The following is a 25,911-nucleotide window of genomic DNA, read 5'->3' as shown; positions in this document are numbered from 1 at the left end:
ATGACCCAACCCGTACGTCGCCAACCCTTCGTCTTGAGCCTGTTGCTCAGTGCCATGCTGTTGTCCGGCACGGCATTGGCCGCCGTCACCGACCAGGACATTCTCCAGGACCCCAAGAACCCGGAGCAGATCGTCACCAACGGTCTGGGCGTCCAGGGTCAGCGCTACAGTCCGCTCGACACCCTCAACGTCAACAACGTGAAGGACTTGCGGCCGGTCTGGGCGTTCTCCTTCGGCGGCGAAAAACAACGCGGTCAGCAAGCACAGCCGATGATCAAGGACGGCGTGATGTACATGACCGGCTCCTACTCGCGGGTGTTTGCGGTGGACGCGCGCACCGGCAAGAAGCTCTGGCAATACGATGCGCGTCTGCCCGATGACATCCGCCCGTGCTGCGACGTGATCAACCGGGGCGTGGCGCTGTACGGCGACCTGGTGTTCTTCGGCACCCTCGACGCCAAACTCGTGGCCCTGAACAAAGACACCGGCAAAGTCGTCTGGAGCAAGAAAGTCGCCGACCACAAGGAAGGCTATTCGATCAGCGCCGCGCCGTTGGTGATCAACGGCAAACTGATTACCGGCGTGGCCGGTGGCGAGTTCGGGGTGGTCGGCAAGATCGAAGCCTACGACCCGAAAAACGGCGACCTGCTTTGGAGCCGCCCAACCGTCGAAGGCCACATGGGCTACGTCTACAAGGACGGTAAAGCGGTGGAGAACGGCATTTCCGGTGGTGAAGCGGGCAAGACCTGGCCGGGCGATCTGTGGAAAACCGGCGGCGCGGCGCCTTGGCTTGGCGGTTACTACGACCCGGAAACCAATCTGTTGCTGTTCGGCACCGGCAACCCGGCGCCATGGAACTCGCACCTGCGTCCTGGCGACAACCTTTACTCATCGTCGCGTCTGGCACTTAACCCGGACGACGGCACGATCAAATGGCACTTCCAGAGCACGCCTCACGACGGTTGGGACTATGACGGCGTGAACGAGCTGGTCTCGTTCAACTACACCGAAGGCGGTAAAGAAATCAAAGCTGCCGCGACCGCTGACCGTAACGGTTTCTTCTATGTGCTGGACCGCACCAACGGCAAGTTCATCCGCGGCTTCCCGTTCGTGGACAAGATCACTTGGGCCACCGGCCTCGATAAAGAGGGCCGGCCGATCTACAACGAGGCCAGCCGTCCCGGCGCACCGGGCACTGAAGCCAAAGGCGGCTCGGTGTTCGTCGCCCCGGCGTTCCTCGGTGCGAAAAACTGGATGCCGATGGCCTACAACAAGGACACCGGGCTGTTCTACGTGCCGTCCAACGAGTGGGGCATGGACATCTGGAACGAGGGCATCGCCTACAAGAAAGGCGCGGCGTTCCTCGGTGCCGGATTCACCATCAAGCCGTTGAACGAAGACTACATCGGCGTGCTACGCGCCATCGACCCGAAAACCGGCAAGGAAGTCTGGCGTCACAAGAACTTCGCGCCGCTGTGGGGCGGGGTGCTGACCACCAAGGGCAACCTGGTGTTCACCGGTACGCCGGAAGGTTTCCTCCAGGCGTTCAACGCCAAGACCGGCGAGAAGGTCTGGGAGTTCCAGACCGGCTCCGGCGTGCTGGGTTCGCCCGTGACCTGGGAAATGGACGGCGAGCAGTACGTCTCGGTGCTGTCCGGTTGGGGTGGCGCCGTACCGCTGTGGGGCGGCGAGGTGGCCAAGCGCATCAAGGACTTCAACCAGGGCGGCATGCTCTGGACCTTCAAGTTGCCGAAAGACCTCGTGGTGGCCAAGCATTAACTCAGCCACCACAACCCGGTGGTAATGACCTACCTGTGGCGAGGGAGCTTGCTCCCGCTCGGCTGCGAAGCAGTCGTAAAACCGGCCAACGCGGTGTGACAGATAATCCGCAGCGTCTGGGTTTGGGAGCGCTTCGCACTCCAGCGGGAGCAAGCTCCCTCGCCACAAAAGCCTGCTGACCCTGCGGCACCTTCTACTACCAAATAACGAGAGCCCCCCTGCCAACGGCGCATTCGTTCGGCACGCGAGGCTCTCTACTATCGGTTCATCGCCTGTTTGCCGACAGGCATCGACCCAGACAGAGGCTCACCATGATCTACGCACAACCCGGAACACCAGGCGCCGTCGTCACGTTCAAGGCGCGCTACGGCAACTTCATCGGCGGCGAGTTCGTCGCGCCGGTCAATGGCGAATACTTCAAAAACACCTCGCCGGTCACCGGTGAAGTGATCGCCGAGTTCCCGCGCTCCAGTGCCGCCGACATCGACAAGGCCCTCGACGCCGCCCACGCCGCTGCCGATGCCTGGGGCAAGACCTCGGCGCAGGATCGCTCGTTGGTGCTGCTGAAAATCGCCGACCGCATCGAGCAGAATCTGGAAATCCTCGCCGTCACCGAAACCTGGGATAACGGCAAGGCCGTGCGCGAAACCCTGAACGCCGACGTGCCGCTGGCCGCCGACCATTTCCGCTACTTCGCCGGGTGCATCCGCGCGCAGGAAGGCGGCGCCGCCGAGATCAACGAGCTGACCACCGCCTATCATTTCCACGAGCCGCTGGGCGTGGTCGGGCAGATCATTCCGTGGAACTTCCCGCTGCTGATGGCCGCGTGGAAACTCGCCCCGGCGCTCGCGGCCGGTAACTGCGTGGTGCTCAAACCGGCCGAGCAGACGCCGTTGTCGATCATGATCTTCGCCGAACTGATCGCCGATCTGCTGCCGGCCGGTGTGTTGAACATCGTGCAAGGTTTCGGTCGCGAAGCCGGTGAGGCGCTGGCCACCAGCAAGCGCATCGCCAAGATCGCCTTCACCGGTTCCACCCCGATTGGTGCGCACATCATGAAATGCGCGGCCGAGAACATCATTCCGAGCACCGTTGAACTGGGCGGCAAGTCGCCGAACATCTTCTTCGAAGACATCATGCAAGCCGAGCCGCAGTTCATCGAGAAAGCCGCCGAAGGCCTGGTGCTGGCGTTCTTCAACCAGGGCGAAGTCTGCACCTGTCCGTCCCGGGCTCTGGTGCAGGAATCGATCTACGACGACTTCATGAAAGTGGTGATGAAAAAGATCGTCAAGATCAAGCGCGGCGACCCGCTGGATACCGAAACCATGGTCGGCGCCCAGGCGTCCGAGCAGCAATACGACAAGATTCTCTCGTACCTGAAAATCGCCCAGGAGGAGGGCGCCGAGCTGCTCACTGGCGGCGCGGCCGAACGCCTTGAGGGCGACTTGTCGACGGGTTACTACATCCAGCCGACCCTGCTCAAGGGCCACAACAAAATGCGCGTGTTCCAGGAAGAAATCTTCGGCCCGGTGGTGGGAATCACCACGTTCAAGGACGAAGCCGAAGCCCTGGCGATTGCCAACGACAGCGAGTTCGGCCTCGGCGCCGGCCTGTGGACCCGCGATATCAACCGCGCCTACCGCATGGGCCGGGCGATCAAGGCCGGTCGCGTGTGGACCAACTGCTACCACCTGTACCCGGCGCACGCTGCGTTCGGTGGTTACAAGAAGTCCGGTGTCGGCCGTGAAAACCACAAGATGATGCTCGACCACTATCAGCAGACCAAAAACCTGCTGGTGAGCTACGACATCAATCCGCTAGGGTTCTTCTGATCCGACACGAGATCGTGTAACGGCCTTCGCGGGCAAGCCTCGCTCCTACAGGTTTATGTGATCTGTAGGAGCGAGGCTTGCCCGCGAATGGCCGTGTCTGACACCCCGCAACACCCCCTACCAACGCACCCCACAACCTCCTTCGAAAGTAGCATTCGGTCACCTGCCGCCCCGTGCATTAATGGCTTTACCGGAATCGTCCGGCACAAGAAGAGGATTGACCCATGTGGACTAAACCCGCGTTTACCGATCTGCGCATTGGCTTCGAAGTAACGATGTATTTCGCCAACCGCTGATCGTGCACCCGGCCAGCCGCTGCGTTGGCCGGGCCTGCCTTCTGGAGCATTGCCCATGCACATTCGCGTTCTCGGTTCCGCCGCTGGCGGTGGTTTTCCGCAATGGAACTGCAATTGCCGCCAGTGCGCCGGGATGCGCAACGGCAGCCTGCGGGCGCAACGGCGTACGCAGTCTTCCATTGCCCTGAGCGACAACGGTGTGGACTGGATTCTGTGCAATGCTTCCCCGGACATCCGCGCGCAACTCGAGAGTTTCGCGCCGCTGCAACCGGCCCGCCGCTTGCGCGACACGGCGATTGCCGGCGTGGTCCTGATGGACAGCCAGATCGACCATTGCACCGGTCTGTTGAGCCTGCGCGAAGGCTGCCCGCATTCGGTGTGGTGCACCGAGCGGGTTCATGAAGACCTGAGCAGCGGTTTCCCGTTGTTCACCATGCTCAAACACTGGAACGGCGGCTTGCAGTGGCAACCCGTGGGGCTGGACCGCGAGCCGTTCAAGATCGCGGCGTGCAAGCATTTGCAGTTTCGGGCGATTCCGTTGGTCAGCAACGCGCCGCCTTATTCACCCAATCGCGGCAATCCTCAACCGGGCGACACCATTGGCCTGTTCATCGAAGACCTGCGCACCGGGGCGTCGTTGTTCTATGCGCCGGGCCTGGGCCAGATCGACGATGAGGTGTCGAGCTGGATGCAACGCGCCGATTGTTTGTTGCTGGACGGCACGTTGTGGCGCGATGACGAGATGCGCGTGTGTGAAGTCGGCCAAAGCCTGGGCAGTGAGATGGGCCACCTGCCGCAAAGCGGATCGGGCGGCATGCTTGAAGTGCTGGAGGGTTTCAGCCGCCAGCGCAAGGTGCTGATCCACATCAACAACACCAATCCGATCCTCGATGAAGACTCCGCTGAGCGGGCGTTGCTGGAGCGGCGGGGCATCGAAGTGGCTTATGACGGCATGAGTATTGAGTTGTAGCCGTTGGCCCCATCGTGGCAAGCCAGCTCCCACAGGGTTCTGCGGTGTACACAAAACCTGTGGGAGCTGGCTTGCCAGCGATGAGGCCAGACCAGACACCGCAGTTTTACCGGAGCCCCGCAATGACTAACCCCCGATGACCCCCACCGAATTCGAAGCCGCCCTGCGCGCCAAAGGCGCGTACTACCACATCCATCACCCCTTCCACCAAGCCATGTACGCCGGGCGCGCCACTCGCGAGCAGATTCAAGGCTGGGTCGCCAACCGCTTCTACTACCAGATCAACATTCCGCTCAAGGATGCCGCGATTCTGGCCAACTGCCCGGACCGCGACGTGCGCCGTGAATGGCTGCAACGGATTCTCGACCACGACGGTGTGCCCGGCAGTGAAGGTGGAATCGAAGCCTGGCTGCGCCTCGGTGAAGCAGTGGGCCTGGATCGTGAACAGATTCTGTCCCAGGAACTGGTATTGCCCGGCGTACGTTTCGCCGTGGACGCCTACGTCAATTTCGCCCGTCGCGCCTGCTGGCAGGAAGCGGCCAGCAGTTCGCTGACCGAGCTGTTCGCACCGCAGATCCACCAATCGCGGCTCGACGCCTGGCCAACGCATTACCCGTGGATTGACGTCGCCGGCTACGACTATTTCCGCACGCGCCTGAGTCAGGCGCGGCGTGATGTCGAGCACGGTTTGCGCATCACCCTGGCGCATTACGTCACCGTCGAAGGCCAGCAGCGGATGCTGGAAATCCTCCAGTTCAAACTCGATGTGCTGTGGAGCATGCTCGACGCCATGAGCATGGCCTACGAGCTGGAACGCCCGCCGTATCACACGGTGACAACCGAGCGCGCCTGGCATCGGGGGATCGCGCTGTGAGCCTGATCAAACGTGCGCAGTCACCGACGTTGCGCCAGGGTTTTCGCTTGCAGTGGGAGCCACGTCAGGACTGCCATGTGCTGCTGTACCCCGAAGGCATGATCAAACTCAACGCCAGTGCCGGGCAGATTCTCGATCTGCTGGACGGTCGACGCAGTGTGGCGGCGATCATTGATTTACTCTCGGCGAGTTTTCCCGGTGTGCAGGGGATCGACGAGGATGTGCTGGCATTTCTGGAGGTGGCTCATGCTCAATTCTGGATCGAATGAGTCGCGTCCGGGGCCGCCGCTGTGGCTGTTGGCGGAGCTGACTTATCGTTGTCCGCTGCAATGCCCGTATTGCTCCAACCCGCTGGACTTTGCCAAATCAGGCGAAGAGCTGAGTACCGAAGAATGGATTCGCGTGTTTCGTGAGGCGCGGGAAATGGGCGCCGCACAACTGGGCTTTTCCGGCGGCGAGCCGTTGGTGCGCCAGGACCTGGCGGAGTTGATCAAAGCCGCACGGGACATGGGTTACTACACCAACCTGATCACCTCGGGCATCGGTCTGACCGAGCAGAAAGTCCGTGATTTCAAGGTCGCCGGGCTCGACCACATCCAGATCAGCTTCCAGGCCGCCGACGAAGCGGTCAACAACATGCTCGCCGGCTCGCGCAAGGCATTTGCGCAGAAGCTCGCCATGGCCCGCGCGGTGAAAGCCCAGGGTTATCCGATGGTGCTGAACTTCGTCACCCATCGGCACAACATCGACGAGATCGCGAAGATCATTGACCTGTGTCTTGAACTGGAAGCGGATTTCGTCGAGTTGGCCACGTGTCAGTTCTATGGTTGGGCCGAGCTCAACCGCGTGGGCCTGTTGCCGACCCGCGAGCAATTGCAGCGCGCCGAACGCATCACCAATGAGTATCGCCAACGGCTTGAGGCGCAGGGCCATCCGTGCAAGCTGATCTTCGTCACCCCGGATTATTACGAAGAGCGTCCCAAGACCTGCATGAACGGCTGGGCCAATCTGTTCCTCGACATCACCCCGGACGGCACCGCGTTGCCCTGTCATAGCGCCCGGCAATTGCCGGTGACGTTTCCCAATGTGCGCGAGCACAGCATCGAGCACATCTGGACCGATTCCTTCGGTTTCAACCGCTTTCGCGGCGACGACTGGATGAAGGAACCGTGCCGCTCCTGCGATGAAAAGCACAAGGACCTCGGCGGCTGCCGATGCCAGGCATTCATGCTGACCGGTGATGCCGCCAATGCCGACCCGGTGTGCAGCAAGTCGCCGCACCACGGTGTGATTCTCAAGGCGCGTGAGGAGGCGGATGCGCCGGGGCTGGGGATGGAGCACCTGACGTTGCGTAACGAGAAGGCTTCTCGGCTGATCTACCGCGGATGAATCGAATAGGTAAGTCCAGCGCGGAACCCTGTGGGAGCGGGCTTGCCCGCGATGAGGGCAGCACATTCAACATTGATGTCGACTGTCAGACCGCCTTCGCGGGCAAGCCCGCTCCCACAGGGATCTGCGGTGAACTCAGAGTACCCATTGGTCTGATTGCATTCACAGCCGGATGGGTTAGTGTGGCTCTTACCTTCCAAAACAATAAAAACAGGCTTTCCAATGAGCCATAGTCTCAGCCAGCTGCGTAAATTCGTTTCCCCTGAAATCATCTTTGGTGCCGGCTGTCGGCATAACGTCGGCAACTGCGCCAAGACCTTTGGCGCCCGCAAGGTCCTGGTGGTCAGCGATCCCGGCGTGATCGCCGCCGGTTGGGTCGCCGATGTCGAGGCCAGCCTTCAAGCCCAGGGCATCGATTACTTTCTGTATAGCGACGTTTCGCCCAACCCACGGGTCGAGGAAGTCATGCTCGGCGCAGAGCTGTACAAGGAAAACCACTGCGATGTGATCGTCGCCGTCGGCGGCGGCAGCCCGATGGATTGCGGCAAAGGCATCGGTATTGTCGTCGCTCACGGGCGCAGCATTCTCGAGTTCGAAGGGGTGGACACCATCCGCGTGCCCAGCCCGCCGCTGATCCTGATTCCGACCACCGCGGGCACCTCGGCGGACGTCTCGCAGTTCGTGATCATTTCCAACCAGCAAGAACGCATGAAGTTCTCCATCGTCAGCAAAGCGGCGGTGCCGGACGTGTCGCTGATCGACCCGGAAACCACCCTGAGCATGGACCCGTTCCTGTCGGCCTGTACCGGCATCGACGCGTTGGTGCATGCCATCGAAGCCTTCGTGTCCACCGGTCACGGACCCTTGACCGACCCCCACGCGCTGGAAGCGATGCGCCTGATCAACGGCAACCTGGTGCAGATGATCGCCAACCCGAGCGACATCGCCCTGCGCGAGAAGATCATGCTCGGCAGCATGCAGGCCGGGCTGGCGTTCTCCAACGCGATCCTCGGCGCGGTGCACGCCATGTCCCACAGCCTCGGCGGTTTTCTCGACTTGCCGCACGGTTTGTGCAACGCGGTGCTGGTGGAGCACGTGGTGGCGTTCAACTACAGTTCGGCGCCGGATCGCTTCAAGGTGATCGCCGAGACTTTCGGCATCGATTGCCGTGGCCTCAATCACCGGCAGATCTGCGGGCGTCTGGTTGAGCATCTGATCGCGTTGAAACACGCCATCGGTTTCCACGAAACTCTCGGTTTGCACGGCGTCAGCACGGCGGACATCCCGTTCCTGTCGCAACACGCCATGCACGACCCGTGCATCCTGACCAACCCGCGCGAATCCAGTCAGCGCGATGTCGAGGTCGTCTATGGCGAAGCCCTCTGACGAACAACAACGCGCGCTGGCCGGGTTACTCGGATTAGGCAGCCACTCGGCGCGCAAGAGTCATTACCCGGAACTCGCCGCGCGGCTCGACGAGCTGGAAGCCGAGCGCAATCGCTATAAATGGCTGTTCGAAAACGCCGTCCACGGGATCTTCCAGGCCAGCCTCATGGAAGGCATGCGTGCCGCCAACCCGGCCCTGGCGAGGATGCTTGGCTATCAGGACCCGCAAGAGGTGCTGTTTTCGCTGGCCGACCTGGCGAGCAACCTGTTTGTCGGCGGCGCTCAAGAGCTGGAGAAGATCCGTGAAATGCTCCAGCGCGAGCGCAGCTTGCACGGCTATGAAACCCAGTTGCGGCGCAAGGACGGCACCAGCCTCGACGTGCTGATGAACCTGCTGCTAAAACCCGACCAGGAAGGGCTGGTGGAGGGTTTTGTCGCCGACATCACCGAACGCAAATTCGCCCAGCAGCGCCTGCAACAACTCAATGACGAACTGGAGCAGCGGGTCACCGCGCGCACCGACGAATTGCTGGAAGCCAACCGCAACCTGCAACAGCAGATCACCCAGCGTAAACAGATTGCCCAAGACTTGCGCGATGCCCGTGACGCTGCCGAGGCCGCCAATCGCAGCAAGGACAAATACCTTGCCGCCGCTAGTCATGACCTGCTGCAACCCCTCAACGCCGCGCGTTTGCTGATCTCGACCTTGCGTGAGCGCAAACTGCCGGACGTCGAACAGGTGCTGGTTGAACGCACCCATCAGGCCCTGGAAGGGGCGGAAGATTTGCTCACCGATTTGCTGGACATCTCCCGACTCGATCAGGCCGCGGTCAAACCGGATGTCGCGTTGTACCGCCTCGATGAATTGCTCGCGCCGCTGGTGTCCGAGTTTCGGTCAGTGGCCGATGCGGCCGGGTTGCGTTTGCGCGTGCACATGGGCGATTTCGCCATTCGCACAGACCTGCGGCTGATGACACGCATCCTGCGCAACTTCCTCAGCAACGCCTGCCGCTATACCGATCAGGGCAGCATCCTGCTCGGGGCCCGGCGCCGCGGTGACCGACTGCGTCTGGAAGTCTGGGACACCGGGCGCGGGATCCCGGTGGATCGCCTCGACTCGATCTTCCTTGAGTTCAATCAACTGGACGTCGGCCGCGCCGCCGACCGCAAAGGTGTGGGGCTGGGGCTGGCAATCGTCGAGCGCATCGCCAAGATCCTCGACTACCGGATCCAGGTGCATTCGCTGCCGGGACGCGGTTCGATGTTCAGCATTGAGGTGCCGATTTCCCATGAGGTTCCGTTACCCATCAGCCTCGCGGCGCCCCAGCCGGGTACCGGCAATCCGTTGCCGGGCCGGCGGTTGCTGGTGCTGGACAATGAAGTGAGCATTCTGGAAAGCATGAGCGCATTGCTCGGGCAGTGGGGTTGCGAAGTGGTCGTCGCCACCGACGAAACCTCGGCACTGGCGGCGTTGCAGGGCCAGGCGCCGGAACTGATTCTGGCGGACTATCACCTCGATCACGGGGTGGTGGGGTGTGAGGTGGTACGACACTTGCGCGAGCATTTCAGCCAGACCATTCCGGCGGTGATCATCACCGCGGACCGCACCGATCAGTGCCGGCGCTCCTTGCAGCGACTGGATGCGCCGTTGCTGAACAAACCGGTGAAACCCGGCAAGTTGCGCGCAGTGCTGAGTCAGCTATTGGGGTAGGCGCGGTATTGCAGGCTGAAACCCAGCTCGGCGGATTGACCTTGCTCCAGCAACACCAGTCCCGGTCGGCCGGGCAAGTGGTGCGCATTGACTGGGTGGCTCACGGGTTCGATGCAGAAAAATGCCAGGTCAACCGGGCAGTAGAGCAGGTAGTAATCGCTGCCGCTGGCCTGGCATTCCAGTTCATAACCGAGGTCGGGTTGCTGGATCAGGCAATGACCATCCCATTGGCAGAAACCGTTGTCGACCAGCGTGTCGGGCAAAGCCTTGAGTTGCTGAAAGTCCCAATCGGCCGGCAATGAGCTCAGGTGTGTGGGCAGTTTGGCAGCGTCGCATAACCAGACTTGCCCGGCTTTTGCCTGCAACCGCGTGCCAGCGGTGCGCGGCAGATACGGGTGCAAGCCCAGACCGTGCCACGCAGCGCGCTCGGCCAGATGCGTGACGTGCAACTCGATGCTCAGTTTGCCGTCGCTCAGATGCAAACGCTGCCGGGCGCGATACGCGAACGGCGTGGTGCTGTCGAGTTGCAGGACGACTTCATCCTGCGTCTGCGAAACCACCTGCCACGGCTGCTGCCAGGCGTTGCCGTGAATCGGCAGCGGATCGGTGAGGCTGTTGGGCTCGAGCGCGAGCCAGCCATCCGGGCGATCGAAACCACCGTCGGAAATGCGGTTCGACCATGGCACCAGGGGAAAGCAGCCGAGCTTGCCCGGCAGGCCGGTGTTCAGCGCGTGAACGTCACTGTGGCGCAACAGCGGCTGCCCCGAGCTGCGCACGGTCCAGTTGACGATGCTCGCACCCAGTTCGGGGGCGAGGGTGAGGAGGGTGAATTCGTCGTTGAGTTCGAGCAGTGTTGGCGTCATGTTGACCCGCGATAGGAATGAGTACGGGGATAATTTGTAGGAGCCGGCTTGCTGCGGGCGGCTCCTACAGGTAACGCGTTTTCAATCAGTGGTTGAAGCGAGGTTCCGGCAAACCTGTCACACCAGGATCAAGGGCGAACACGCCCCCGGCCAGTGACTGTGGGTCGTGGTCGTCACCGGGGCGGATCGAGGTCACGAACAACGTGTCCAGTCGACTGCCACCGAAGGCGCACATGGTCGGTTTTTTCACGGGAACGGCGAGGGAGCGATCGAGGCGGCCATCGGGGGTAAAACGGTGGATCAGCCCGGCGTCGTTGGCGCAGATCCAGTAGCAGCCGTCGGCGTCTACCGCGGCGCCGTCGGGGCGACCGGGGAACTGATGCATGTCGACAAACAGCCGCCGGCTGGACGGTGTGCCGCTGTCGGCGTCGTAATCGAAAGCCCAGATTTGCTGGACCGAGGGATGCGAGTCCGACAGGTACATCGTGCGGCCATCCGGGCTGAAGCCAAGGCCGTTGGGCACGATGAATCCACCCAGTTGCGCATCGAGCGGCCCGCGTTGTCCGGCACTGTAGCGATACAGCGCGCCGTCGGCCGCATTGGCACCCATGTTCAGCACCATGCTGCTGGCCCAGAAGCGCCCCTGACGGTCACAACGGCCATCGTTGAGGCGCATGTCCGTGCGGGCGTGATCGACGTGCGCCAGCAATTCACTGTCGAGGCTGCCGTCGTTGTGCGTATGAAGGCGGAAGAACCCGCTTTCCATTCCGGCGACCCAACTGCCGTCAGGACTGCGCACGATGCAGGCGAGCATTTCCGGCGCGGTCCAGGCCTCGACATGGCCTGTTTCGGCACTCCAGCGTTGCAGGCCCCCGGCGGGAATATCGACCCAGTACAGGGCGTTTTCCTCGGAAACCCAGACCGGGCTTTCACCGACCCCGTTTCGGGCATCGACAATCAATTCGGCTTGCATGGCGACTCATTCCCTTGGTTTTTTGTTTTGGGGATCAAGTGAAACAAGGGGGTTCAGTCGCCGAAAGGGCCGGACGCGACAAAGGCACCACCCTGATAAACCATGGCCGGGTCATCCGCGGCCGGCATCGGTTGGGCTTCGACTTTTTCGCGGAACACTTCAGACGTGTCCTGTGGTGCGTAACCCAGGGCGGTAGCATAGCGGTTATCCCACCAGACCTTCTTGTTATCGGAGGCGCCGTAGACCACGGTGTGGCCGACGTTCGGGGCGTACAGGGCGCGCTCGATCAAATGGGTCAGGTCGCCGAAACTCAACCAGGTGCTCATCATTCGACGGTTCTGCGGTTCAGGGAACGAAGAGCCGATGCGGATGCTGACGGTCTCGATGCCGTAGCGATCGAAGTAGAAGCTCGCCATGTCTTCGCCGTAGGACTTGGACAAACCGTAGTAGCTGTCCGGGCGGCGAGGAGAACGGCCGTCGATTACTTCATCCTGTTTATAGAAACCAATGACGTGGTTGGAACTGGCGAAAATCACCCGCTTCACGCCATGGCGGCGCGCGGCTTCGTAGATGTGGAATACGCCGCAGATGTTGGCGCCGAGGATGTCTTCGAACGAATGCTCCGTCGAGACGCCGCCGAAGTGCAGGATCGCGTCCACGCCTTCGACCAGTTGATGCACCGCTTGCTTGTCCGCGAGGTCGCAGGTCACGACTTCTTCGCGGTCATCGATGGCGGGTGCAATGTCGGCGATGTCTGACAGGCGAATCACATTGGCATAAGGCCGCAGGCTTTCGCGCAGGACTTTACCGAGGCCACCGGCGGCACCGGTCAGCAGCAGGCGATTGAAGGGGGCGTTGGGCGTAGTGGTCATGGCAGTTCCTGGGCGCAAAATTATTGTTGTTGAATTCGTTGTAGGTTGTCGTACGACTTTGCCGAAGTATCGTTAGGGTTTCCGGGTCTTGTCAACGCGACTTTTGTGGAAATGGACGGAGGGTTATCAAGTGCACTCCTGTGGCGAGGGAGCTTGCTCCCGCTGGGTCGCGAAGCGGCCCCTGCAATCCTTCAGGAAGACCGGATTGTCCGGTTTTGCGACTGCTTCGCAGCCGAGCGGGAGCAAGCTCCCTCGCCACAGGGGTTGTCCCGCCTTCTAAAGGTTTTACAACAACGAAATCGGATAGCTGACGAAAATCCGGTTCTCATCGAATTCATTGGTGCTGAAGTCTTTGCGGATGCTCGCGTTGCGCCATTTGACGTTGAGGTTTTTCAGCGGGCCGCTCTGGACGGTGTAGGCCAGTTCCGATTCGCGACCCCATTCCTTGCCGTCGGTAATGACACCCGTGTGCACGTTATCGCCGCTGATGTAGCGGTTCATCATGGTCAGGCCGGGAATGCCGAGCGCCACGAAGTTGTAGTCATGACGCAGCTGCCAGGATTTCTCCTTGGCATTGTCATAGCTGGAGTTGTAGCTGTCGTTGGCCAGGGTGCCGCCGCTGGTGCCGTTGACGCGCATCCAGACATCATCGCCGCTGAGTTTTTGCAGGCCGACATAGAAGGTGTTGCCACCGTACTTGGCCGAGAGCATGGCGAACGCGGTTTTGTTGTCGAGGTCGCCGGCCAGGGCACTGCCGTCTTCCTTGCCGATGAAGTAACCGAGGTTGGCGCCCAGGGTCCAGTCGCCAATGGGCTGGCTGTGGCTCAGGTTGAAATATTGCTGTTGATAGATGTCGCTGAGTTCTGCGTACCAGACACCGACCTGGGTACGCTTCTCGTTGAACGCATATTCACCGCCGCCGAAGTTGAAACGGTCCGAGGTAAAGGCTGCCGATTTGCCGTTCATGAACATGTCTTCCATGCTCGCATCGTTACGCGGGCTGTTCTGACGGAACTGACCGCCGTAGAGCGTCAGGCCGCTGATCTCGGTGGACGTCACCTGGCCGCCGCGAAAGGTTTGCGGCAGCGAGCGACCATCATCGGAGCGCAGGATCGGCAGCACCGGCATCCATTCCCCGACCTTCAATTCGGTCTTCGAGATTTTGCCTTTCAGCGCCACGCCCATGCGGCCGAAATTGTCTGCCGGACGGCCATCGTCGTGGATCGGCAGCAACTGGGTGCCGCCCGTGCCTTTGCCGCCATCGAGCTTCTGCGAGTACAGGCCGAGCACATCCACGCCGAAACCGACCGGGCCCGGAGTGAAGCCGGACTTGGCGTCGAGGATGAAGTTTTGCGTCCACTCTTCAGCCTTGCCCTGGGGGTAGGCCGGGTTGGTGTAGTTGCGATTGAAGTAGGCGTTGCGCAGGTTCAGCGTGGCCTTGGCGTCATCGACGAATCCTTCGGCGTTGCTGGTCATGGGCATGGCGAGTACGGCCAGGCTGCTGCAACCGATCAAACTCAGGGTATGGCGGCGTGCGAAGGTTGGGCGAGGGGTGCAGGCGAAGGAATTACGGACGTGCTTGCTCACTGTGACGCTCCCGTTGTTTCTTGTTGTTTTTATTGTTGTCATACGTCGTCGTACAACATGGGGGCGATTATTTGCGAGGGTTTAACGGGTTGTCAACCGGAAGTTATACGATGACTTGAGCGTGCGACGAACGTGAGATGTACCAATGTGGGAGCCGGCTCGCTCCCACAGGGGTGTGTTTTCAGCTCGAAATCATAGGGGGCATGGTGCCCAGGAGGGAGACTGCGGCCACTGCGCCAATCCCCAGCAGCCATTCCAGAATCACGCTGGTCTTGAGCGTTGCGAGATGCTCTTCGCAATCCTTGATCCGCAACCGATTGAACAGCGCCAGCCCCAACATGACGGCGACCAGCACCACCTTGATCAGCAGAATCAGTGCGAAACCGGACAGTAGCGGTGTAGGCCAGAACTGCCCGGTCAGTACCCGCACATTGATCAGTCCCGTGATAACCAATCCGGCCACCAACGCGTAACCCACGCCGCTGAAGCGTTGCAGTATTGCGCGAACGGCATGGCCAGCCGGTTGCCGCAAAATCATCACCAGCAACATCAACCCACCCAACCAGGCTCCGACACAGATCAGGTGAACGATTTGATTGAGGATCAGCAACTGACCGCTGAGACCATCAAGCATCGCCCCGTGGCCGACCGGGGCGAGCGTGGCCAACAACAGGCCGCCGAGGATCAGGCTCAAGGGCTGGTGGGTGCGGAGCCGCGTCAGCAGCACAATCAGCAGCAAACCATTGAGCAGCAGATGCCAGGTCCAGACCTGACCAAAAAACGTATTGCCCAACACCAACCGCAAGGTCGGCGGATCGAATGCCGCCGCCCGGTCCCCGGCCATGCTGGCGGTGATCAGCAGCAACCAACAGACGCCGCTGACCAACGCCACTGCCGCGAGCCAACGGCTGACTCGCGCCAGAGGTTGGTCCAGCAACGCTACACGGCCCAACAGCAATGGCCTGAAGACCCAGACCCCGAACAGCATCAGCACCACGGTGAAATGCAGGAAACGGCACAACACCATCGCGCTCGTCATGAATTACTGGCCAACCTTGAAGCTGTACGCGCCTTCGCTTTTGTGGGTATCGACCGACACCGCGTGCCATTCGACTTTGTAAGTTCCCGCCGCCAACGGTGCTGCCGGGGTCACGATCAAGGTCTTCTTGTCGCTGCCTTCGGTGGCCAGGCTTTTCACCGGCACGTTGGTGCCATCCTTGCTGATCGTGACTTTTGTGAACGTCGCTTCAATGCCTTCGGAAAACTCCAGACGCAGTTCCGAGGGCGCACTCACGGTGCTGTCAGCGGCCGGGGTCTGGCCTTTCAGATGGGCGTGGGCAAACACCGACGAGGCGGCGAGCAGCGAGCCGAGCAGGGCAGCGGTGGTCAGGGTTTTCTTGAAAAGCATCGTGGATACCTCGGAGGCAGGTTCGAAGAAGGGCGACAGTTTAACTGCGAGCGTCAGCGGGCGGGTGTACGAAGTTTCGTTTTCCTCTGTCGCCGCGATGTAGAGCGGATGTTAGTCTTGAGCAACGCTGTTGTCAGGGAGCCCTCATGGGCAATCACAAGATCGAGATTCGCCGCAGTAACGTCGAAAAAATCCTGCTCGGGGCCGAAAAGGTCTTTGCCGAAAAAGGCTTCGGCGGTACCGCCATGGCCGACATCGCCGCCGAAGTGCAACTGCCGCGTTCCAACCTGCATTACTACTTCAGCACCAAGACCGAGTTGTACAGCGCCGTGCTGTTCGATTTGCTGGAGGTGTGGAAGCAGGACGCCCTGTGTTTCGAGATGTTCGATGATCCGCGCGTGGTGCTCAGCAGCTACATCCGCGCCAAGATGAACCACTCGCGCAGCCGGCCTTACGGCTCGAAAGTCTGGGCCAATGAAATCATCCACGGCGCACCGACGTTGGGTGAGAAACTGGACGTCAGCCTGTACGACTGGGCCAAGATGAAAGAAGCGAAAATTCGCCAGTGGGTGGAGGACAAACGCATCCTGCCGGTGGAGCCTTCAAGCCTGCTGTACATGATCTGGGCCTCGACCCAGCATTACGCTGACTTTGATCACCAGGTGAATATCCTGAACGATCACCAGCCGCTGTCGGACATGCAGTTTGAGCGGGCGGTGCAGACGGTGACGAGTGTGATATTGCGGGGGATCGGGTTGGAACCGTGAGTTTTGTGGTGTGGCTGTCGGCCTCTTCGCGGGCAAGCCTTGCTCCTACAGGATTTGCGCAAATCCTGTAGGAGCAAGGCTTGCCCGCGAAGGCGCCAGATCAGGCGCCGAAGATTTCAGACCGCGACGTGATACGGATTGCGCGGATCATGATTCCAGTCCAGAAACGGCTTCCCGTTCTCCATCGGCACCATCTCGATGCAGTCCTGTACCGGGCAAGTGATCTGGCACAAATTGCAGCCCACGCACTCCTCATCGATCACTTCATATTTATGCGTGCCGTCCGCCAGCTTGACGCTGGCCACCGCCTGATGGGAAGTGTCCTCGCAGGCGATATGGCAACGCCCGCACCCGATACACGCCTGCTGGTCAATCTTCGCAATCACCTGATAGTTGATGTCCAGGTACTTCCAATCAGTGGTATTGCCCACCGCGCGCCCGGAAAATTCCGACACGCTGGCGTAACCCTGACTGTCCATCCAGCGTGACAAGCCGTCCTTCATTTCCTCGACAATCCGGAAGCCATGCAACATCGCCGCCGTGCACACCTGCACCGAACCGCTGCCCAGCGCGATGAATTCCGCCGCGTCGCGCCAGTTGCCGATGCCGCCGATGCCAGAGATCGGCAAGCCTTGCGTCTGCGGATCGCGGGCGATCTCGGCGACCATGTTCAGCGCAATCGGCTTCACCGCCGAACCACAATAACCGCCGTGGGTGCTTTGACTGCCGACGGTGGGATTGGCGACCATGCGCTCCAGGTTGACGCTGGTGATCGAGTTGATCGTGTTGATCAGCGACACCGCATCGGCACCACCGCGATGGGCCGCACGGGCGGCGACGCGGATGTCGGTGATGTTCGGCGTGAGCTTGACGATCACCGGCAGCGAGCACCAGGTCTTGCACCAGCGCGTGACCTGTTCGACGTACTCCGGCACCTGACCGACCGCCGCGCCCATGCCCCGTTCCGGCATGCCGTGCGGACAGCCGAAATTCAGTTCGATGCCATCGGCACCGGTGGCCTCCACCAGTGGCAGGATGTGTTTCCACGACTCTTCAACGCAGGGAACCATCAGCGAAACGATCAGCGCCCTGTCCGGCCAGTCCTTTTTGACCTGGGTGATTTCCCGCAGGTTGATCTCCAGCGAGCGGTCGGTGATCAGCTCGATGTTGTTGAAACCCAGCACCTCACGGTTTGCCCCGAAGTGCGCCGAGTAGCGCGACGACACGTTGACCGCCGCCGGGTCTTCACCCAGGGTTTTCCAGACCACGCCCCCCCAACCGGCCTCGAAGGCGCGGACCACGTTGTAGGCTTTGTCGGTCGGTGGCGCGGAGGCCAGCCAGAACGGATTGGGGCTTTTGATGCCAGCGAAGACAATCGAAAGATCGGCCATTTACGCAGCCTCCACGTTGAGCATCAGTTGAGCATTGATGGCCTCGGCCGCCAGTTTGCCGTGCTGCACCGCCTGCACGGTGAGGTCCTGATCGAGGCTGGTGCAGTCACCGCCGGCATACACGCCCGGAATGCTGGTGCGCAGGTTTTCATCGACCTGAATCCGATCGCCCTGACGCTTGAGTTCGCGAGCCAGCGGATCGACAAGGGCGCTTGAGTCGAAGGCCTGGCCAATGGCTTTGAAGATCGCATCGGCGGCCAGTTCGAAGGTTTCACCAGTGGTTTGCAGGCGATCTTCCACCAAATGTGTGCGAGCGAAGCGCATGCCGCGTACATTGCCTTGATCGTCGAGCAGCACTTCTTCGGGTTGCGCCCACGTCAGCAAGCGCACCTGATTGGCTTTGGCTATGTCTTGTTCGTGGTGGGTGGCGCCCATGTCCTCGACACCGCGGCGGTACACCAGATTCACGTCATGTGCGCCAAGGCGGGCCATTTGCACGGCCATGTCGATGGCGGTGTTGCCGGCGCCGAGGACGATGCAATGGTCGGCCAAAGGCAGTTGTGTCAGATCATCGGCCTGGCGCAATTCGCGGATGTACTCGGTGGCGGCGAGCAAGCCCGGTGCATCTTCGTGGGCCAGCCCAAGCTGTTTGCTGGCGTTGAGGCCAAGTCCGAGAAACACCGCGTCGAATTGTTGATGCAGCTCGCTGAGGGTCAGGTTCTCGCCGAGTTTCTGCCCGTGACGGATTTCGATGCCACCGATCTGCAGCAGGAATTCCAGCTCCTTCTGCGCGTAATCGTCCACCAGTTTGTACTTGGCGATCCCGTATTCGTTGAGGCCGCCAGCCTTTTCCCGTGCTTCGAAAATCACCACGTCATGCCCATGCATGGCGCTGCGATGGGCGCAGGACAAACCAGCCGGCCCGGCACCAACCACGGCGATGCGCTTGCCGGTAGTTGCGGCGCGAGGGAAGGGGTGTTCGCTGAAGTACGCGTTGTCCACGGCGTAGCGCTGCAACAGGCCGATCAACACCGGCGCGCATTCATGGGCGTTGTTGCGCACGCAGGCTTGCTGGCAAAGAATTTCCGTCGGACAGACCCGGGCGCAACTGCCGCCGAGGATGTTCGCCGAGAGGATTTTCTGCGCCGCGCCTTGCACGTTGTCCTGATGGATATTGCGGATGAACGAGGGAATGTCGATGTCGCTCGGACAGGCATTCACGCACGGCGCGTCGTAGCAATACAGGCAGCGCGAGGCTTCCAGGTGCGCCTGGCGGTCGTTGAGTGGCGGCGCCAGGTCGGTGAAGTGGCCGGCGAGGGCGGCCGCATTCTCGTAGGGATGCGGGAGGTGGGTCAGGGTCTTGATCACGGTGTTGGCCTCACGGTTATTGAGGTAACTGCCTCTGGTGGGCATTGTTTTTTTGCATCACCCTGTGGCGAGGGAGCTTGCTCCCGCTGGGTGGCGAAGCCGCCCCTTATCCTGCCCACTCGGTTTTCCTGATATCCCGAATCGACTGGTTTTGGGCCTGCTACGCAGGCCAGCGGGAGCAAGCTCCCTCGCCACAGGGGGCAGATCAGCGTTTCACGGCAACCGGCTGATTCAACTCAGCCCGCTTGCTCAGCAAATCAAACACCGCCGGATACGCCGGCCGCTCGACATACCGCCCGGCCCCACGCTCGGCGCGCAAATCCCCATCCGCCCAGACCACCCGGCCCTGGCTGATCGTATGGCTCGGCACCCCGCGTACGGTCTTGCCTTCGAAGATGTTGAAGTCGACTTGCTGGTGATGGGTCTTCGCCGAAATCGTCCGCGAACCTTCGGGATCCCACAGCACCAGATCCGCATCGGCACCGACGCGAATCGCACCCTTGCGCGGGTAGAGGTTGAAGATTTTCGCGGTGTTGGTGGAGGTGAGCGCCACGAAGTGCTGCATCGACAAGCGCCCGGTGTTCACCCCTTCATCCCACAACACCGCCATGCGGTCTTCGATGCCGGCGGTGCCGTTCGGGATCTTGCTGAAGTCGTCACGCCCCGCGGCTTTTTGCTCAGCGCAAAAACAGCAGTGATCGGTGGCGGTGGTGTGCAGGTTGCCGGATTGCAACCCGTGCCAAAGTGCTTCCTGATGGCCGCGTGGGCGGAACGGCGGGCTCATCACATAACCGGCGGCGGTCTGCCAGTCCGGGTGTTGGTAGACGCTGTCGTCCAGCAGCAAATGACCCGCCAACACTTCGCCGTAGACTTGCTGGCCCTTGCTGCGGGCGTAGGTGATTTCGTCGAGGGCTTCCTTGGTCGACACGTGAACCAGATACAGCGGCGTGCCCAGGGTTTCGGCGATGCGGATGGCCCGGCTCGCCGCTTCACCTTCGACCTGCGACGGACGCGACAGCGGATGCGCTTCAGGGCCGGTCATACCCTGCGCCATCAGCTTGCGTTGCAGGTGATAAACCAGCTCGCCGTTTTCCGCATGCACCGTTGGCACCGCGCCCAGCTCCAGGCAGCGTTCGAAGCTCGCCACCAGCGTGTCATCGGCCGCCATGATCGCGTTCTTGTACGCCATGAAATGCTTGAAGCTGTTGACGCCGTGCTGGCTAACCAGCTCGGCCATCTCCTCGCGGACCTGCTCGCTCCACCAGGTGATCGCGACGTGGAAACCGTAATCCGAGGCCGACTTCTCCGCCCAGCCGCGCCACTGATGAAAGGCTTCCATCAACGACTGCTGCGGGTTGGGAATCACGAAGTCGATGATCGACGTGGTGCCCCCGGCAAGGCCGGCCGCCGTGCCGCTGAAAAAGTCTTCACTGGCCACGGTGCCCATGAAGGGCAGTTGCATGTGCGTGTGCGGGTCGATGCCGCCGGGCATCAGGTATTGGCCGCTGCCGTCGAGCACTTCGGCGCCCGCCGGAACATCAAGATGGTCACCGATGGCTTTAATCATGCCGTCGGCGCAATAGACGTCGGCGCGATAACTTTCATCATGGGTAATAACGGTGGCGCCACGGATCAACAGAGACATTCCGAGTTCCTCGCAGGCAATGACCGACTGGTGCCGGTTCTAAATGTTTTATATGAAGCAAGCGTCAACAGGAGTATTCCTGCCAACACTGTCAGGAATAGAAGCTAGTATGAGATCAGGGAATCAGCAAGAATATTTTTTATAAGCATATAACCTGTTTAAGTAGCTGATAAATAATAACTAAAACGATTAATCACCATAATGGTGAGGCCTCTCACCATTTTGACGCACTTGACAGGTTCCAAAAATGGTCAAGATTTCTTATGTGAAATCAGCCGCTTGAGGATGGTCTATGGTTGATGCGCAACTTTGAAAAAAAGATCGACGCACCAGATTGAGTCCTGACGGTTCGGACAACTTGCCTGGCCTTTGGCCTGAGGGAGCAGGCAAGTCACCGAAGACTCACCCGGTACATAAATAAAGCTGATAAACATCAGTGATTTAAAACGTTTTTATGGAACTGCCCGATGCGTACTCGGGTGCCCGGCACGTTAATTGATGCCGCCAGCCCCCGATGAGCAAAAAATAATTCAAAGAACAGTGGAGCGGCCATGCAACAGATCAGATCGCAAGTGACCGAGCGCGACGGCTTGTTCGAGCTCGAAGCCGGCAGCGATGTCCTCGACAGTCCCCGTTACAACCACGACATGGCACCGACCAAGGTGCGCGAACGAACCTGGAACAAATGGCACATCACCGCGCTGTGGGTCGGCATGGCGATCTGTGTACCGACTTACACGCTGGGCGGCGTGCTCACTGCGTACTTCGGTCTGAGCGTCGGCGAGGCGCTGCTGGCGATTCTGTTTGCCAACATCATCGTTCTGATCCCTCTGACACTTAATGCATTCCCCGGCACCAAATACGGCATTCCGTTTCCGGTGTTGTTGCGCTCGTCCTTTGGCATCCTCGGTTCCAACATTCCCTGCCTGATTCGCGCGCTGGTGGCGTGTGGCTGGTTCGGCATCCAGACGATGTTTGGCGGTCTGGCGATTCATCTGTTTCTGGGCTCGGTATTCGAGGGTTGGAAATCCCTCGGTGGCACCGGTGAAGTCATCGGTTTCATGGTGTTCTGGGCCTTGAACCTGTGGGTGGTGATTCGCGGTGCGGACTCGATCAAGTGGCTGGAAACCCTGTCGGCGCCGCTGTTGGTGCTGGTCGGCGTGGGGCTGCTGGTGTGGGCGATGCCGAATGTGTCGATGACCGAGCTGCTGGCGATCCCGGCCAAACGCCCGGAGGGGGCGAGCGTGGTCAGTTACTTTGCCGCCGGGCTGACGGCGATGGTCGGGTTCTGGGCCACGTTGTCGCTGAACATTCCGGACTTCAGCCGCTACGCCAAAAGCCAGAAGGACCAGATTGTCGGGCAGATCATCGGCCTGCCGCTGACCATGTTCCTGTTCGCCTCGCTGGGCGTGGTGATGACTGCCGCGTCAGTAAAACTGGTGGGTGTGACCGTGTCCGACCCGGTGACGCTGATCGGCCATATCCAGAGCCCGGTCTGGGTCGCACTGGCCATGGCGCTGATCATCATCGCCACGCTCTCCACCAATACCGCCGCCAACATTGTTTCGCCGACCAACGACTTCCAGAACATCGCGCCGAAGGTGATCAACCGCACCAAAGCGGTGTTGCTGACGGGGCTGGTGGGACTGGTGTTGATGGGGCATGAACTACTGAAAAAACTTGGCTTGATTGTCTCGGACGTGAGCCTGGAAACGGTCTATTCGAACTGGCTGCTGGGCTATTCCAGCCTGCTCGGCCCGATCGCCGGGATCATGGTGGTGGACTATTTCCTGATCAAGAAACAGCAACTGGACCTGGCCGGGCTTTATCGCGATGACGTGTATCCGGCGTGGAACTGGTTCGGCTTTATCGCGTTTGGTGTGCCGGTGGTGTTGACGCTGCTGTCGCTCGGCAGCGATGCGTTCAGCTGGTTTTACAGCTATGGCTGGTTCACTGGCTCGGCCCTTGGCGGGTTGATTTATTACGGGTTGTGCTCGATGCGGCCCAGTCCGTCTGTTGCGAAAACGGCGGTGTGAATACGGGCCCCATCGCGGGCAAGCCCGCTCCCACAATTGATCGGATGTACACAACAATTGTGTTCGACCTCAATCCCTGTGGGAGCGGGCTTGCCCGCGATGACGGCCTCAAACCCACCACCGAATTGCCTGAAAAAACCTATAACAACTGCCTGAGGAGATCACCATGAACGCTGCCGTAGACGTTCTGCAATCCACCCATCAGCACATCAACCGCGACCGCCTGTGGCAGTCGCTCATGGACCTGGCCCAGCTCGGCGCCACCGTCAAGGGCGGCGTCTGTCGCCTGGCCCTGACCGACCTTGACCGCCAGGCCCGAGACATTTTCGTCCGGTGGTGCGAGGAGGCTGGCTGCACCGTCAGCATCGACGCCGTCGGCAACATCTTCGCCCGCCGCCCCGGCCGTATCCCGAACCTGCCACCAGTGATGACCGGCAGCCACATCGACACCCAACCCACCGGCGGCAAGTTCGACGGCTGCTTTGGCGTGCTCGCCGGCGTCGAAGTGCTGCGCACCCTCAACGACCTCGGTGTGGAAACCGAAGCACCGCTGGAAGTGGTGGTCTGGACCAACGAAGAAGGTTCGCGCTTCGCCCCGTGCATGATGGGCTCCGGGGTGTTCGCGGAAAAATTCACCCTCGAAGAAACGCTGGCCAAGGTCGACGCCGAAGGCATCACCGTCGGCGATGCACTGAACGCGATTGGCTATGCCGGCCCGCGCAAGGTCAGCGGCCATGCGGTCGGTGCCTATTTCGAAGCCCACATCGAACAGGGCCCGATCCTTGAAGACGAACGTAAAACCATCGGTGTGGTGATGGGCGCGCTTGGGCAGAAATGGTTCGACCTGAAATTGCGCGGTGTCGAAGCCCACGCCGGACCCACCCCGATGCACCTGCGCAAGGACGCATTGGTCGGTGCGTCCGTCATCGTCGGCGCCGTCAACCGCGCCGCCCTCGGCCATCAACCCCACGCCTGCGGCACCGTCGGTTGCCTGCAAGCCTACCCGGGCTCGCGCAACGTCATCCCCGGCGAAGTGCGGATGACCCTGGACTTCCGTCATCTGGAACCGGCGCGCCTGGATTCAATGATCGCCGAAGTCCGCGAAGTCATCGAAACCACCTGCGAAGAACACGGCCTGACCTTCGAGCTCACGCCCACCGCCGACTTCCCGCCGCTGTACTTCGACAAGGGCTGCGTTGAAGCGGTACGCAATGCCGCGCAAGGGTTGGGCCTGTCGCACATGGACATCGTCAGCGGGGCAGGGCACGACGCAATTTTCCTCGCCGAACTCGGCCCGGCCGGGATGATCTTCGTCCCGTGCGAGGGCGGCATCAGCCACAACGAAATCGAAAACGCCGCGCCGGATGATCTGGCGGCCGGCTGTGCGGTGCTGTTGCGGGCGATGCTGGCGGCTTCGGCGGCGATTGCCGGTGGTCAACTGGCGGTTTGAAACCTGAAGGATCGCATTGTGCTTGTGATCCTTTGGGATAAGCGTCAACTGGATCCCGAACCCCTCTTGTTAGGTACTACAGTGTTTCATCGCAATTCGTTCTAAAGGACTGTCAGTTTTGACAGTTACCCGTGATCGTTTTTCGCCAGATAGTTGAGTTGTCAATTTTTTCGTTCAACTTTCTAGCGAGATAAAGTCATGTCCATCCAACACGCAATTGCGGCTGTAGATGACAACCCATGGAAACAGGCAAAGCTGTCGGTAAACGGTAATACGGTGGAATTGGGTAGGTCACTTGTACTGCTCCGTGGACAGGAAAACGAAGTCACGGTGGAAGTTGATCCAGAGATCGCGGAGATGCTGAACCTGGTGTTGGGCGACGATGGTGGCATGCGCATTGAGGCGAATCCGCCATTTGGAGAATGGGTGAACCCGATCGACAACAAGTTCAGCTGGAAGATAACGCCGGAGGATGGCAAGAGCGGTCTTGCGTTATTCGTATTTTTCAGCCGGGAAACGGCGATTCCCTTGGAGTGTTCAAGTGCGGTGGTATCCGCTGACCTGAAGGACGAAGTGGCTGTATTCCAAATTGGTGATCACATTTTGCCCATCGCTCATATGTTCTTCATCGGTGAGCCGAAGACCGCCACGATCACCCCCAAAGAAGGCAGTCCTCTGCAACATATCGACCTGGTGTTTGATGCGATCCCCCGCGGCGGCCCTCCCACCATGATTGTGACCCCGTCCGGACCTGGCAGGTCTCTGGCCTGGGAGATCACTGCCACCGGCAAAAGCGGCTGGTTCAGTCCCTTTGTCAGAGACGTGAACTCGACCACCAGTTATATCGTGCGCGATCACAAGGTAATGTCGCGCAATCTGGCGGATGAAGTGCAGGATGTTCTTCTGAACGGTGTTGTATACGCTATAGGTTGCGTTATCAACATAGATGAGTCTTATGTCATTACTTTGAGCGTCGTACCGGGCAGCCCTTTGTTGGAGCACCCGCATCCAATGACGCTGACAGTAATCCTGATCTCCGGACTGGCGCCAGGCGATGTGGTAGTGGTTAAAAACCCTGGTAACACAAGTTGGACTTTAACGGCCTCCAAACCCGGTGAATTTAAACTGGAACTTGCCGGGACATTGATGACTGGGATCATCACGCTGCCCGACACTATCGTTCAATAGTGCGCAGTCACACCTGCGGTTGATCACTGCCTGCTCGGCAACCCGGGGTAGCGGCTACAGGGCTTTGCACTATCGCGCGCCCCCGCGGTCGTAATCTTCACAGAGCGCCACACGTTGGCGCTCGCG

At 60.5% G+C, this 25,911-nt stretch carries 22 protein-coding genes; 13 read left to right on the top strand and 9 right to left on the bottom strand.

Annotated elements, in window-relative coordinates; translation table 11 throughout:
* From KJF94_RS12760 to KJF94_RS12720, 9 genes are all read left to right on the top strand, one after another.
* The gene (locus KJF94_RS12760; protein ID WP_214383890.1) at positions 1 to 1,779 is read left to right on the top strand and encodes a PQQ-dependent methanol/ethanol family dehydrogenase; all 1,779 of its coding nucleotides are present in this window, start codon (positions 1 to 3) and stop codon (positions 1,777 to 1,779) included.
* Between the two features lie 311 nt (positions 1,780 to 2,090).
* Positions 2,091 to 3,611 carry an acetaldehyde dehydrogenase ExaC gene (exaC, locus tag KJF94_RS12755; protein WP_214383888.1) on the top strand — a complete coding sequence of 507 codons (1,521 nt, stop codon included), beginning with the start codon at positions 2,091 to 2,093 and terminating at the stop codon, positions 3,609 to 3,611.
* Positions 3,612 to 3,835: 224 nt separating this feature from the next.
* Complete coding sequence (gene pqqA, locus KJF94_RS12750; protein WP_003253598.1) at positions 3,836 to 3,907, top strand: pyrroloquinoline quinone precursor peptide PqqA; 72 nt, start codon at positions 3,836 to 3,838, stop codon at positions 3,905 to 3,907.
* A gap of 55 nt (positions 3,908 to 3,962) precedes the next feature.
* Positions 3,963 to 4,877, top strand: a complete 915-nt coding sequence (gene pqqB / locus KJF94_RS12745) for a pyrroloquinoline quinone biosynthesis protein PqqB (RefSeq protein WP_214383887.1) — start codon at positions 3,963 to 3,965, stop codon at positions 4,875 to 4,877.
* A 136-nt stretch (positions 4,878 to 5,013) separates the two neighbouring features.
* Positions 5,014 to 5,751: a pyrroloquinoline-quinone synthase PqqC gene (gene pqqC, locus KJF94_RS12740; protein WP_214383885.1), complete on the top strand. Its 738-nt coding sequence runs from the start codon at positions 5,014 to 5,016 to the stop codon at positions 5,749 to 5,751.
* Positions 5,748 to 6,020: a pyrroloquinoline quinone biosynthesis peptide chaperone PqqD gene (gene pqqD / locus KJF94_RS12735; protein WP_214383883.1), complete on the top strand. Its 273-nt coding sequence runs from the start codon at positions 5,748 to 5,750 to the stop codon at positions 6,018 to 6,020. Before pqqC ends, pqqD begins: the two co-directional genes overlap by 4 nt.
* Positions 5,998 to 7,140, top strand: coding sequence for a pyrroloquinoline quinone biosynthesis protein PqqE (gene pqqE, locus KJF94_RS12730; RefSeq protein WP_214383881.1), 1,143 nt, complete (start codon positions 5,998 to 6,000; stop codon positions 7,138 to 7,140). Before pqqD ends, pqqE begins: the two co-directional genes overlap by 23 nt.
* Before the next feature lie 222 nt (positions 7,141 to 7,362).
* Positions 7,363 to 8,526 (top strand): alcohol dehydrogenase-like regulatory protein ErcA, encoded by a 1,164-nt coding sequence (gene ercA / locus KJF94_RS12725; protein WP_214383879.1) that lies wholly within the window; start codon positions 7,363 to 7,365, stop codon positions 8,524 to 8,526.
* The gene (locus KJF94_RS12720) at positions 8,510 to 10,237 is read left to right on the top strand and encodes a PAS domain-containing hybrid sensor histidine kinase/response regulator (protein ID WP_214383877.1); all 1,728 of its coding nucleotides are present in this window, start codon (positions 8,510 to 8,512) and stop codon (positions 10,235 to 10,237) included. Before ercA ends, KJF94_RS12720 begins: the two co-directional genes overlap by 17 nt.
* Here KJF94_RS12720 and KJF94_RS12715 read toward each other — a convergent pair.
* The 6 genes from KJF94_RS12715 to copC form a co-directional block, all read right to left on the bottom strand.
* On the bottom strand, positions 10,222 to 11,100 hold the full coding sequence (locus tag KJF94_RS12715) for an aldose 1-epimerase (protein ID WP_214383875.1): 879 nt from the start codon (positions 11,098 to 11,100) through the stop codon (positions 10,222 to 10,224). The two genes, KJF94_RS12720 and KJF94_RS12715, sit on opposite strands and share 16 nt — an antisense overlap.
* An 85-nt stretch (positions 11,101 to 11,185) precedes the next feature.
* Complete coding sequence (locus tag KJF94_RS12710; protein ID WP_214383873.1) at positions 11,186 to 12,073, bottom strand: SMP-30/gluconolactonase/LRE family protein; 888 nt, start codon at positions 12,071 to 12,073, stop codon at positions 11,186 to 11,188.
* Positions 12,074 to 12,126: 53 nt separating this feature from the next.
* Entirely contained in the window at positions 12,127 to 12,945 is an 819-nt protein-coding gene (locus tag KJF94_RS12705) for an NAD-dependent epimerase/dehydratase family protein (protein WP_214383871.1), read from the bottom strand.
* A 285-nt stretch (positions 12,946 to 13,230) separates the two neighbouring features.
* The gene (locus KJF94_RS12700; RefSeq protein ID WP_214383869.1) at positions 13,231 to 14,532 is read right to left on the bottom strand and encodes an OprD family porin; all 1,302 of its coding nucleotides are present in this window, start codon (positions 14,530 to 14,532) and stop codon (positions 13,231 to 13,233) included.
* A gap of 181 nt (positions 14,533 to 14,713) precedes the next feature.
* Positions 14,714 to 15,571, bottom strand: coding sequence for a copper homeostasis membrane protein CopD (gene copD, locus KJF94_RS12695; RefSeq protein ID WP_214383867.1), 858 nt, complete (start codon positions 15,569 to 15,571; stop codon positions 14,714 to 14,716).
* A 3-nt stretch (positions 15,572 to 15,574) separates the two neighbouring features.
* Positions 15,575 to 15,940 (bottom strand): copper homeostasis periplasmic binding protein CopC, encoded by a 366-nt coding sequence (copC, locus tag KJF94_RS12690; protein WP_214383865.1) that lies wholly within the window; start codon positions 15,938 to 15,940, stop codon positions 15,575 to 15,577.
* 146 nt (positions 15,941 to 16,086) lie between these two features.
* Between copC and KJF94_RS12685 the strand changes: the two genes are divergently transcribed.
* On the top strand, positions 16,087 to 16,707 hold the full coding sequence (locus tag KJF94_RS12685) for a TetR/AcrR family transcriptional regulator (RefSeq protein ID WP_214383863.1): 621 nt from the start codon (positions 16,087 to 16,089) through the stop codon (positions 16,705 to 16,707).
* Positions 16,708 to 16,823: 116 nt separating this feature from the next.
* Here the strand turns inward: KJF94_RS12685 and preA are convergent, their stop codons facing one another.
* The 3 genes from preA to hydA form a co-directional block, all read right to left on the bottom strand.
* Positions 16,824 to 18,098: an NAD-dependent dihydropyrimidine dehydrogenase subunit PreA gene (gene preA, locus KJF94_RS12680; protein ID WP_214383861.1), complete on the bottom strand. Its 1,275-nt coding sequence runs from the start codon at positions 18,096 to 18,098 to the stop codon at positions 16,824 to 16,826.
* Positions 18,099 to 19,466 carry an NAD(P)-dependent oxidoreductase gene (locus tag KJF94_RS12675; protein ID WP_214384857.1) on the bottom strand — a complete coding sequence of 456 codons (1,368 nt, stop codon included), beginning with the start codon at positions 19,464 to 19,466 and terminating at the stop codon, positions 18,099 to 18,101.
* 205 nt (positions 19,467 to 19,671) lie between these two features.
* Entirely contained in the window at positions 19,672 to 21,111 is a 1,440-nt protein-coding gene (hydA, locus tag KJF94_RS12670; RefSeq protein WP_214383859.1) for a dihydropyrimidinase, read from the bottom strand.
* Between the two features lie 551 nt (positions 21,112 to 21,662).
* Here hydA and KJF94_RS12665 point away from each other — a divergent pair.
* From KJF94_RS12665 to KJF94_RS12655, 3 genes are all read left to right on the top strand, one after another.
* On the top strand, positions 21,663 to 23,147 hold the full coding sequence (locus tag KJF94_RS12665) for an NCS1 family nucleobase:cation symporter-1 (protein ID WP_214383857.1): 1,485 nt from the start codon (positions 21,663 to 21,665) through the stop codon (positions 23,145 to 23,147).
* Between the two features lie 166 nt (positions 23,148 to 23,313).
* Positions 23,314 to 24,597, top strand: coding sequence for a Zn-dependent hydrolase (locus KJF94_RS12660; RefSeq protein ID WP_214383855.1), 1,284 nt, complete (start codon positions 23,314 to 23,316; stop codon positions 24,595 to 24,597).
* Between the two features lie 198 nt (positions 24,598 to 24,795).
* On the top strand, positions 24,796 to 25,785 hold the full coding sequence (locus tag KJF94_RS12655) for a hypothetical protein (protein ID WP_214383854.1): 990 nt from the start codon (positions 24,796 to 24,798) through the stop codon (positions 25,783 to 25,785).
* Positions 25,786 to 25,911 lie beyond the last annotated feature (126 nt).

Origin of the sequence: Pseudomonas hormoni (genome assembly GCF_018502625.1) — a bacterium.
Lineage (GTDB): Bacteria > Pseudomonadota > Gammaproteobacteria > Pseudomonadales > Pseudomonadaceae > Aquipseudomonas > Aquipseudomonas hormoni.
The sequence above is the reverse complement of the archived record's forward strand: the minus strand, read 5'-3'. Positions and strand labels throughout refer to the sequence as shown.